This window comes from Pseudoselenomonas ruminis (genome assembly GCF_008271295.1).
Lineage (GTDB): Bacteria > Bacillota > Negativicutes > Selenomonadales > Selenomonadaceae > Selenomonas_A > Selenomonas_A ruminis.
This window is the reverse complement of the sequence record NZ_VTOY01000027.1, coordinates 1-10,141: the sequence shown is the minus strand read 5'-3', so window position 1 is coordinate 10,141 and position 10,141 is coordinate 1. Positions and strand designations below refer to the sequence as shown.

Annotated in this window: 11 protein-coding genes and 3 tRNA genes; 1 reads left to right on the top strand and 13 read right to left on the bottom strand. The window is 51.2% G+C overall.

Annotation, left to right across the window (positions count from 1 at the left end):
- Nucleotides 1-41: 41 nt before the first annotated feature.
- From FZ040_RS13680 to rpsF, 7 genes are all read right to left on the bottom strand, one after another.
- A complete protein-coding gene (locus FZ040_RS13680) occupies nt 42-944 on the bottom strand; it encodes a radical SAM protein (RefSeq protein ID WP_149172516.1) in 903 nt (300 codons plus the stop codon).
- Nucleotides 945-2,966, bottom strand: a complete 2,022-nt coding sequence (locus FZ040_RS13675) for an LTA synthase family protein (protein WP_149172515.1) — start codon at nt 2,964-2,966, stop codon at nt 945-947. It abuts the gene before it with no gap.
- A complete protein-coding gene (locus FZ040_RS13670; protein WP_033171242.1) occupies nt 2,963-3,730 on the bottom strand; it encodes a DeoR/GlpR family DNA-binding transcription regulator in 768 nt (255 codons plus the stop codon). The genes FZ040_RS13675 and FZ040_RS13670 overlap by 4 nt, the downstream gene beginning before the upstream one ends.
- An 88-nt stretch (nt 3,731-3,818) precedes the next feature.
- Nucleotides 3,819-5,381 (bottom strand): ClC family H(+)/Cl(-) exchange transporter, encoded by a 1,563-nt coding sequence (locus FZ040_RS13665; protein ID WP_149172514.1) that lies wholly within the window; start codon nt 5,379-5,381, stop codon nt 3,819-3,821.
- A gap of 62 nt (nt 5,382-5,443) precedes the next feature.
- Nucleotides 5,444-5,674, bottom strand: coding sequence for a 30S ribosomal protein S18 (rpsR, locus tag FZ040_RS13660; protein ID WP_014425267.1), 231 nt, complete (start codon nt 5,672-5,674; stop codon nt 5,444-5,446).
- 18 nt (nt 5,675-5,692) lie between these two features.
- On the bottom strand, nt 5,693-6,133 hold the full coding sequence (locus FZ040_RS13655) for a single-stranded DNA-binding protein (RefSeq protein WP_074515984.1): 441 nt from the start codon (nt 6,131-6,133) through the stop codon (nt 5,693-5,695).
- A 27-nt stretch (nt 6,134-6,160) separates the two neighbouring features.
- The gene (gene rpsF, locus FZ040_RS13650) at nt 6,161-6,448 is read right to left on the bottom strand and encodes a 30S ribosomal protein S6 (protein WP_033171239.1); all 288 of its coding nucleotides are present in this window, start codon (nt 6,446-6,448) and stop codon (nt 6,161-6,163) included.
- Between the two features lie 222 nt (nt 6,449-6,670).
- Between rpsF and FZ040_RS13645 the strand changes: the two genes are divergently transcribed.
- A complete protein-coding gene (locus tag FZ040_RS13645) occupies nt 6,671-7,633 on the top strand; it encodes an AEC family transporter (RefSeq protein WP_365690133.1) in 963 nt (320 codons plus the stop codon).
- A 38-nt stretch (nt 7,634-7,671) separates the two neighbouring features.
- Here the strand turns inward: FZ040_RS13645 and FZ040_RS13640 are convergent, their stop codons facing one another.
- From FZ040_RS13640 to FZ040_RS13615, 6 genes are all read right to left on the bottom strand, one after another.
- Nucleotides 7,672-8,307, bottom strand: a complete 636-nt coding sequence (locus FZ040_RS13640) for a DedA family protein (protein WP_149172512.1) — start codon at nt 8,305-8,307, stop codon at nt 7,672-7,674.
- A gap of 93 nt (nt 8,308-8,400) precedes the next feature.
- The gene (locus FZ040_RS13635) at nt 8,401-8,964 is read right to left on the bottom strand and encodes a TMEM165/GDT1 family protein (RefSeq protein WP_149172511.1); all 564 of its coding nucleotides are present in this window, start codon (nt 8,962-8,964) and stop codon (nt 8,401-8,403) included.
- A 75-nt stretch (nt 8,965-9,039) separates the two neighbouring features.
- Nucleotides 9,040-9,115 (bottom strand) — tRNA-Phe (locus FZ040_RS13630).
- 5 nt (nt 9,116-9,120) lie between these two features.
- Nucleotides 9,121-9,197: transfer RNA gene (locus FZ040_RS13625), tRNA-Asp, on the bottom strand.
- 30 nt (nt 9,198-9,227) lie between these two features.
- Nucleotides 9,228-9,303: transfer RNA gene (locus FZ040_RS13620), tRNA-Lys, on the bottom strand.
- 147 nt (nt 9,304-9,450) lie between these two features.
- On the bottom strand, nt 9,451-9,984 hold the full coding sequence (locus tag FZ040_RS13615) for a methyl-accepting chemotaxis protein (protein WP_033171236.1): 534 nt from the start codon (nt 9,982-9,984) through the stop codon (nt 9,451-9,453).
- Between the last annotated feature and the right edge of the window lie 157 nt (nt 9,985-10,141).

Here is a 10,141-nt window from a genome sequence, read left to right as displayed (position 1 = left end):
AAAAAGACCATGCTGTTTTTATGTCAACATGGTCTTTCTAATTATATTCGTTTTACCCCCGCACCGTTAAAATCCGGCACGAACTTTTCCGAGGCCGTTTGCCCCTGTTGAACATAACAGTTGGTAATCCCCAGTTCCACGGCATGGTCTACCACCGACTCATATTCAAACGTCGTGAGTTTCCGGTTCATGCCCTTATGCTCGGCCGCCCGGTACATAGGCGTATACTGGTTCATCAGGCTGATTTGAATGGCATCGCCAAACTCCTGCCAGAGCCAGTCGATTGCCTTCATGCTCTCATGACGGTGCCCCGGCAAAACCAAGTGACGCACGAGCACCCCGCGGGTCATTCGCCCGCTTTCGTCGAACTGTATCGGCCCGGCAATCGCCACCATCCTGCGTATCGCTTCCGCGGCCCGCACAAAATAATCCGGTGCCAGCGAATATTCCGCTGCCGATTCTGAGGCTACATACTTCAAATCCGGCAGGAAAATATCGACATAGCCCTGCAGGGCATCGATAGTCTCCACCGAGTCATACGCGCCCGAATTATAGACCACCGGAAGCGAGAACCCCAATCCCTTGGCAATATCCAACGCGTGGATAAGCTGCGGCACATAATGGGTCGGCGTAACGAGATCAAGCGTAGCCGCGCCACGCGCCTGCTGCTCGCAAAAGATTTCTGCCAGGCGTTCATCCGTCACTTCCTCGCCCTTGCCGCCATGACTGATATCATGATTCTGGCAAAAACAGCAGCGAAGATTGCAATAGGAAAAGAACACCGTCCCTGCGCCCTTTTCCCCCACCAGGCAGGGTTCCTCCCAGGGATGCAGGGAAACTAATGCAATGCGTGCCTTTGCCCCCGCACCGCAAAAACCAGTCGACTCCAGCCGGTTCACCCCGCACTGGCGCGGACACAGATTGCAGTTTTGCAAAGAAATCATTTACTCCCGCCCTTCCAATAGTGATGCGTCAAGGACAGCCCCATATTTCGGACGCCACCAGGAAATACTGCGCACGGCGTTAATGTAATCCTGCATGACCTGGTCGTCAATAACAGGCGCTTCCCCACCATTTAACGATTCGGGCATAAGCGGCACCGTATCGGCCTTGCCGATGGCCTGCCGGGTGATCCAAAAACCGTAGTTGACACCGCGGCGGTTCACCGTTGTGAGGCTCGAACCCACGGACATATAGTGGAAGCCCTTCGGGGCTATGAGTTCAAAAATCGTTGGCATGATATCAATCTGGCTGCCAGCAGAATCAGGCAGCAAAGTTCCCTTATGGATGCCTTTGCCCGTGATAATGAACGGAATACCATAGCGCTCATAAGTCGACGGTGTCTTATCGATATTATACCGATCGCCATGGTCGCCGACGATGACGATGAGACTATCCGGATATTTTGCTTTAATGGCTTTCACGAATTTGGCCAGCTCGCGGTCGGCATACCAGTAATGACCGAGTTCGCGCAGCAGCTCTTCGTCCTGTTGAGCCTCCGGCGGAAGTGTCGCCCGTACAGCCTCCTTGTCAAAGCCCTTTGCCTCGACATCGACATCATAGGGCGAATGATTCGACGCATTGAGAATCACATTGAAACTCGGCGCATCGCTCAGGCCGTTTAACACATGCTCATAGAGGTATTCATCCTCGCAGCCCCAGACACTGCCCGGAACATCGCCAAAATCACCACGGCTGTAAAAGTGATCAAAGCCCTGTGCCTGCGTAAAGGCGCCAATGCGCTCCCATGTGGCGGGACCTGCATACCAGAAGTTTGTCGTATACCCCAGCTTTTCCATCTGCGGCGCACTGGAAGTCACATACGGCTCCTTAAATGATTCCGGCATCGTCGTCAAATACAGATTGGCATCGGCAAAGCCGGTAACCACGCCCGTAACAGCTGATACGGTGCTGGCTCCATTGGGCAAAAACGTCGGGCAGTAATCACTGTCTTCCTCCGCCAGCAAGGCGCGCATCCCTTGCGAAATCGGGATGTTTTGGTATTTGTCGAGCAATGGCCAATTAGCAAAGCTCTCCGACAGAATCACAAACACATGCGAAGGCCGCTCGAGTTGCGCCCCGCCTGCCGTTTTTTGCAGATACACATCCAGATTATCACTGTCCGGCTGGCGTCCCGACAGCGTCGCTGCCAAATTGCGGATATCTTCCACCGTAAAGTCAAGGCCATTGCAGGCCAGCATGCGATGATTGAGATTCCAGGCCCGATAAATGGCCTGCGGGTTATCGAGAATGGCTTCATTAAGAAACTCGTCCTTGGTCACACCGGCATTTTCCCAATCCACGGCTGTCTGCCAGCCAAGACTGCCGCCAAATATGCCAAGCAATGCCGCTAGATATACAACCGCCAGGAAGGCCAGACGTCCCACCAGCCGCAGCGCCAATGGCAGGCGCACCGACCGCAGGAAGTTTTCCCCCGGCGTCCAGGACAGCCAGGCCATCAGCAAGCGCCAGAGACCATAAGCAAGCAGCAGTGCCCCTGCCAACCGGACTGGCAGCCAGTACTGCTGAATCATCGTAATAAACAGCGCATAGATATCGTCGTTAGCTCCGTTGAAAATCATCTGATTGAAATTCATGCGGAACTGACGATAAAAAGGAAAGCTGGCTACATAGAGAATGCTGAGCACAGATAGCAGCAGGCCATTTAACACGCGCCAGCTGAGCATTTCCAGCTTCGGGATTAAGTAATGCAAAAACAGGGACGGCACAAGACTTACCAATGCCAGCGCCCCCGCCGTCTGCATCGACAGCCTGCTGCCACGCCAAAGCGCCAGCAGGATATCATCCGTGCCGCTGGCTGGTCCCAAATAACCTTGCAGGATAAAAATAAAAAAGAGCCGGAAAAGGGAAAGGACTGCCAGGTAAAATGCATATACCTTCAGTCCTTTCATCATTACCGTATGAAAACTTTCCCAGCTCAATCTCGCAGGAAAGTCGATTTTCATGGCAGGATAATCTCCACCCCGTAAGAATCCGCAGCATCCTGAATATCACGAGCCGGCAGCGTATCCGTAATCAAGCCGGAAAGCGTGTCGAGCGACGTGTAATTGTAGTTGCCATCCGTGCTGAGCTTGCGGGCCTCAGCGACAACATAAGCCTTCTTGCTGTGACGGATGATGGATGCCTTATTGATACCATCATCGATATCGTAAGTGGAGACACTGTTCTCTTTGACATCAACGCCTACTGCACCGACAAAAGCGATATCCGGTTTGAGGTGCGAGATGAAATCAAGCGTCATGCCGCCCCAGAAACCATCGCGGCTCTTGTTGATTTTACCGCCGGCGAATACCACGCGGATTTTCGGATTGCGGGCGAGAACTACAAGAATATCAATCATATTCGTAACAACCGTGATATCCTGGTCCATTTTTACCAACAGTTCCGCAATTGCCAGGTTGCTGGTAGAAATATCGAGGAATACCATATCCTTCTCATGGATGAGTTTTACAGCTGCCTGAGCGATGCGCTGCTTTGCTTCAACATCCGTGTTGCGATGTTTGCTGACTTCAACCATATGGCTATTTTCACGAATGCGGACAGCACCACCATAAGTACGTTTGAGTTTGCCTTTCTTCTCCAACGCACCCAGGTCCTTTCGAATACAGTCTTCCGTTACCTTGAACTTCTCACTGAGCTCACGGACACGGACCTTGCCATCGCGTGCAAGCATATTGAGAATAATCTCTTGGCGTTCTTCCAAAAACATCGGACAATCACTCCTATAATCTTCCTAGAAACCATGTTTATTGTTTGTTCTTGTTGTACGACTATTGTACTAAATCTATTTAAAATTATCAAGTAGACTTTTCAGCGGCCAGCAGCTCTAAGCTGCTCTTATGAATATCATCACTTAAAATATAGAGATAATCGCCTTCTGTCAGGCAAAGGTCTCCATTTGGCGCCATATCCTCACCCGCGCGGTTGACATTGACAATCAGGGAACCCGAAGGCCACTTGACATCACGGATGCAGGCACCATCGAGCAGGCTTCCCATTCCGACAATGACCTCACTCATGATGCGGCGATGCTTTATGGCATCTTCCAGCCTTGCCCGCAGCGCCAGACTGCGGTTCAGCAGCATATCATAAACCGGCGCGCCATTGGTGAGGTCGGCCACCAGATACGCCGTCATAGAAACAAGAATCAGCGCCAGCATGTGGTCAAACGATCCCGTCATTTCCATAATCAGCACCGCACCAGTAACTGGCGATTTGACCACCGATGAAAAATAGGCCGCCATGCCAAAAATAATGCAGTTGACGGTCCATACCGGCTCCATGAGGCCAAAGAAAACCGCCAGCTTGGCAAATATCGCCCCACCAACACTGCCTAACACCAGCATCGGCAGGAAAATTCCTCCCGGAACTCCCGAGCCAAAGCAGAGCATCGTAAAGAAAAACTTTCCGAGCAGGAGAATTACCAGCCAGCAGAGCGAATAATCCGTAACCACCAGCGAATCCACCAGCCGGCTGCCACCACCGAGGACGGCTGGCAGGACAAAGCCCAAAACGCCAGCCGTCAAAAGCGGCACCATCGGTTTAGCCCAAGGCGGCAGCGGAGCTGCCGCAAAACCATCCAAAGCCTGGGGCAGCAGGCGGTTAAACGCCAGCCCCAGTACACCGACGAAAGCTCCCAACAGGATTAACAGCAGGTAAATACTGCCAGTGGAAACTACGGGAATATCGCCCATGTGAAAGACCGGCTCCATGCCGAAAAAATACTGCGTGACTGTTGTCGAAGTTACCGCCGCCGCAATGGCTCCCATGAGCACGAATGGCGAAAAATTCTTGGTGAGTTCCTCAAGACAAAACATCACCCCCGCCAGCGGCGCATTAAATGCCGCCGCCAGACCAGCTCCAGCGCCAGCTGTCAGCATATAGTGATTTTCCGCAAAAGACCGATGCGTCATGCGGCCTATGCCCTGTCCGACACAAGCGCCGAGCTGGACACTTGGCCCCTCGCGGCCAAGCGAAAGGCCCGCACCGATTCCGAGCACGGCACCGGTAAATTTCAACACTAACACCCGTGCCCAATTCATATCCATTTTACCAGCCAAAATGCCCTTGATTTGCGGGATACCTGACCCTGATGTCATGCCATCCCATTTGACAATCCGGTAAAGGAGCCAACCAATAACCATCAGCCCAGCCCCCCAGGCAGGAATCCATCCCGGATTGTCCCGCAGCCAGCCGTAAAGCAGCGGCGTATACCGTTCCGACAACTCCAGCAAATAGCGAAACAACGCTATGACCAGCCCGGTAAAAATGCCAATGATATTGCCTTCGAGAAAAAGCCGCAGTTTGAAATGCCGTGGGTCCGTAAAAATCCGCATAGCCGTCTCAATTTGACTCTGCATAAATCTTCTTCCTCGTTATAGAAAAAAGGTGCTGTACCTTAGTACAGCACCCTGAAAATCTCTTACTCTGCAGTGAACGGCAGCAGCGCGATGTTGCGTGCACGTTTGATTGCAACGGTAACCTGGCGCTGATGTTTAGCGCAGTTGCCGGAGATACGACGCGGCAAAATCTTACCACGCTCCGTAATGAAGCGGCGGAGTTTTGCAACGTCTTTATAGTCGATATGCTCGACCTTGTCTACGCAGAAAGAGCAGACTTTTCTACGAGGTCTTCTGCCTCTGTCACGTCTCATCAAAGTAATTCCCTCCTATCAAAATGGGATGTCCTCGTCAGGGATGGCCGGGCCAAAAGAATTGTCTGCCGGTGCTGCCGGAGCCGGAGCTCCCTGGGCGAAACCACCCTGCTGGAAGCCGCCTTCGCGCTGCGGGCGCGAACCCATGAACTCAACTTCATTGGCGACAACCTCGGTCACATAGCGCTTCGAACCGTCCTGCGCGTCATACGTGCGGACCTGCAAGCGACCTTCGACCAGCACCTGGCTTCCCTTGATTAAGTTATTCCCGCAAATCTCTGCCAATTTCTCCCAAACAACTACCGGAATGAAATCCGCCGTTGGCTGGTTATTATCCGCATTTTTGCGGCCGAAGCGACGATCCACCGCAACGGTGAACGAAGCAACGGCTTTGCCGCTCTGCGTGTAACGGACCTCGGGGTCACGCGTAAGCCGACCGGCCAAAATAACCTTATTCATGGCAAAACCTCCCTGGCATATGGAATATTAGTTTTCTTCAGATTTTACGATCATGTGCTTCAGGACATCATCAGTGATCTTCATTACACGCTCACACTCAGCAACGCATGCCGGTTCAGCCGTAACGTAGAGCAGCTCATAGAAGCCTTCCGTGCAGTCTTTGATCTCATAGGCAAGACGTTTCTTACCCCAACGATCTTCTTTATCGATCGTACCACCATTCTCCGTGATGATCTTGGTGAACTTGTCGATGACAGCGTTCGTAGCTTCCTCTTCCATCGGCTTAACGATAAATATGACTTCGTACTTTCTCACGAAATCACCTCCCTCTTTGGTCTTTGGCTCCTGCTCGCACAGGAGCAGAGGTTGAAATATTATTTCAACTCAAAACATTATTTGTCTCACGACTAGAAAATTATACCATGCAGCGGAAGGGAAAGCAAGGATATTTTCGTTGATTTGCCTTTTTTCCTCCACATTTTACAGAAACTGCTTTTAATGTTAGGATTTATACTATAAAAATTCTATAGGAAAGAAGTGAACCATTTGGAAGGTATAAACCTCCGCATCATTTTCGTCTTTACCGACCTGCTGCTGCCACTGATTGTTGGCTGGTACCTGCATGCGCACCGGCTCGTTTCCGATGATACCATGAACAAAGTAATCCGCTTTAACGTGGTCTGCGTCTACACAGTACTTTCACTGCTGAGTTTCTGGGTACTGCCGCTTTCCTGGAGTCTGCTGCTCATACCAGTTTTCGGCTTTCTGCTCGTCCTGGCACCAGGTCTGCTTGGCTATCTGTTATTTGCCCGCCGCGTCGACAACCTGCTTGACCGCGGCGCTTACGTTGCCAGCGCTATGCTGGCCAACCTTGGCACCCTCGGCGGCGTCTGCGCCTTCATCCTCTACAACGAAGAAGGCTTTGCCTATACCCAGCTTATTGGCACCTGCCAAAACATTCTGCTCTGCCTTATCGTTTTCCCGTTGGCACAGTATTATCATCTCAAGCACACCGCAGCCCGCCGCAAGACCAGCCGTCTTCACAGCCTGCGCGAGATGTTCTTCTCCCTGAATCAGCTGAGCCTTGTCGGCATGATAGCGGGTTTTGCCCTCAATGCCGCCGGCGTCGAGCGCCCGGCTGTCCTGGCACCGCTCTTCCAAAGCCTTGTCCATATCGGCGCTTGGATTGCCATGCTGCCGGTGGGCTTCCTGATCGACTTCAAACAGGTACGTCATTATGCCCGGCAGACGCGCAGCCTCGTTGCCCTGCGCTTTCTCATTACGCCACTGCTGTTCGTCGGACTGACCCAGTTATTTGTAACCGCTCCCATCATTCGTGGCACTTTGATTCTGCTAGCCTTCTGTCCCACCGCTATCAATGCCGTCCTCACCGCCAAACTCTACGAACTAAACGTCGGCCTTACCATCTCTTCCTTCGTCATAACGACTACCGCTTTTCTGCTGGTAATCTTCCCGCTCCTGTTCTTTCTGCTCAAATAAATAAATCCCATTTCCGCAACCGGAAATGGGATTTTTGTTTATTCGGCGTCCTCGCTGACCATCACGCGCTCACGGGCGTTTTTTTTTCGGCGATGACGGATGTACATGACAACAATGACCACCGCACAGACACCCACAAAGACGAGACTTGCCGTATGACCATAGCCCAGCATAACCTGCCAGCTCTTGCCAAGCATCATGCCTGCCGCCAAGATAAGCGCCGTCCAGGGTAGCGAACCGGCAAAGGTAAGCGTCAGGAATTTTTTAATATCAACATGCGCGAAACCAGCCGGCAGCGAAATGAAGGTACGGACAACCGGCAGCATGCGGCTGAAGAACACCGCCTTAAGACCGTATTTATCAAACCAGTTCTGGGCAATATCCACGTGGCTCTTCTTAATAAAGAAATAATGGCCGTATTTATCGACAAAGGTGCGTCCGCCTTTATGGCCGACAACATAAGCAAAAATCGAACCAGCCATACCGCCGACCATACCTGCCGTCAAAGCTCCGGCAAACGTCATCTGGTCAGCAAAGATAAGGTAACCGGCGAATCCCAGAATCAGCTCGCTGGGAATCGGTATGCAGGCATTCTCTGCCGCCATCAGAATGGCAACTGCCACATAGCCCCAAGAAGCAATAAAATCCAAGAACAACGTCGAAAACTGTTCCATCGCTACGAAATCTTCCTTTCTTCACATCAAAATCGAAATACCATCGCTATTATAACGCGATTGTTAAAATTTTGCCATAGTCAAACGTCCCGTTTAGAGCACTGTTTTTACCAGACCAGCCACACCAAACAGCAGGAATATTGCCGCTGACAAAAGTCTCATCTGACGGGCCGGCAGACGGCGATGCAGCAAGGCACCAGCCAGGATTCCCAAACTGTCAGCAACAATCATGCCCAGAACAGCCCCCAAAAGCACCGCCATCCAGGCGCCCTCGTATTGAGCGGCCATCGTCATTGCCGCAAACTGCGTCTTGTCGCCCATTTCGCCCACGATAAAGGTCATAGCCACCGTCAACAATGGCCCAAAACGCGAGTCATGCGCCTCTTCTTCCTCCTCATCGTCGCTGCGCAGCGTCCAGACACCGAAACCGATAAAAATCAACGAGGCCAGAATCTGCATGAGATTGGCCGGAATCAGTTCACCAGCTAATGCGCCGAGCGCCACTGCCCAGGAATGCACTACGATTATTCCCAGCGACATTCCGGCAAAAACTTGTTTCCAATCATATTTGGAAGTAAATGCCATAACGAGGAACTGCGTCTTGTCCCCCATTTCAGCAAGAAAAACGACCAGAAACGAAGCCAATAATGCTTCCATAATCATCTCTCCCAATAAAAGCTATAATACACAAAAAGACCTCGGTACATTGTACCTAAGGTCTTTAATTACAAGTGGTGCCTTCGAGCGGAATCGAACCACTGACACGGGGATTTTCAGTCCCCTGCTCTACCAACTGAGCTACAAAGGCAATAGTGGCGACCCGAAGGGGACTTGAACCCCTGACCTCCGCCGTGACAGGGCGGCATTCTAACCAACTAAACTACCGGGCCAGCTATATAATAAATTTAGGAAAAATCAAATGGTGGCTCACCCGGGATTCGAACCCGGGACACCCTGATTAAAAGTCAGGTGCTCTACCAACTGAGCTAGTGAACCAGGTGAGCAGAATATGAATTGCTTAGTCTAAACTGAATCAACTGATACGTCACTCACAAGACATAATTATACGGATAAAGCCCCTGCTTGTCAACACCTTTTTAGAAAAAAAAGACGCTTCTTTCGAAGCGCCTTGCGATAACATCATTAGTTAAGGCTTTCCACGTATTTCTTGAGGTCCTCAGCAGCCTTCGTTACGCGGGAAAGGTTAGCCGTAATCTCTTCGGTAGAGGCAGCCTGTTCCTCGCTGATGGAACCCGTCGTCTCGATGGATTTCGAAATTCCCTCAACCGCCTTGTTCATCTCATTAAGCGTCGACTGAATCTTCTCCGTAGCTTCACGGGACTGCTCCGCCAGCTTTCTGACTTCTTCGGCAACGACAGCAAAGCCACGGCCCTGCTCACCAGCACGAGCAGCCTCGATTGCTGCGTTAAGGCCAAGCAAATTCGTCTGGCCGGCAATGTTCGTAATAAAGTCGATGACCTTAATCGTATCGGCATTTTTCTCCTGCAGGAATTTTGCCTGCTCAACCGACTCCTGGCCTGCCTTAGCCAGTGCACTTGCACTCTTAGCTACCTGCTCAACTGCCTCATAAACCGTTTGCGTCGACGAAGCAATCTCCTCAATAGAAGACGTCAATTTCGCATTTATGTCTTCTCTATTCTTAGTATCCTCTGCCATTTATATTCCTCCCCATCTTAAACACATTGGCCACATCCAGCCAAATAACATTCGGTAATAGTCTCTGCTCTATTCTTATTCCACATGGACAGAAAAAACCCTGCAATATATCATTAAAAAATAACAAATAAAAAAGACGCCCCATCGGACGTCTCGC

Bases quoted from the DNA above. Each gene is read 5' to 3' on its own strand.
- rpsR (WP_014425267.1), bottom strand. From the start codon at position 5,674: ATGAGACGTGACAGAGGCAGAAGACCTCGTAGAAAAGTCTGCTCTTTC.
- FZ040_RS13655 (WP_074515984.1), bottom strand. From the start codon at position 6,133: ATGAATAAGGTTATTTTGGCCGGTCGGCTTACGCGTGACCCCGAGGTC.
- FZ040_RS13640 (WP_149172512.1), bottom strand. From the start codon at position 8,307: ATGGAACAGTTTTCGACGTTGTTCTTGGATTTTATTGCTTCTTGGGGC.
- FZ040_RS13615 (WP_033171236.1), bottom strand. From the start codon at position 9,984: ATGGCAGAGGATACTAAGAATAGAGAAGACATAAATGCGAAATTGACG.
- FZ040_RS13680 (WP_149172516.1), bottom strand. From the start codon at position 944: ATGATTTCTTTGCAAAACTGCAATCTGTGTCCGCGCCAGTGCGGGGTG.
- FZ040_RS13665 (WP_149172514.1), bottom strand. From the start codon at position 5,381: ATGCAGAGTCAAATTGAGACGGCTATGCGGATTTTTACGGACCCACGG.
- FZ040_RS13670 (WP_033171242.1), bottom strand. From the start codon at position 3,730: ATGTTTTTGGAAGAACGCCAAGAGATTATTCTCAATATGCTTGCACGC.
- FZ040_RS13635 (WP_149172511.1), bottom strand. From the start codon at position 8,964: ATGGAAGCATTATTGGCTTCGTTTCTGGTCGTTTTTCTTGCTGAAATG.
- FZ040_RS13675 (WP_149172515.1), bottom strand. From the start codon at position 2,966: ATGAAAATCGACTTTCCTGCGAGATTGAGCTGGGAAAGTTTTCATACG.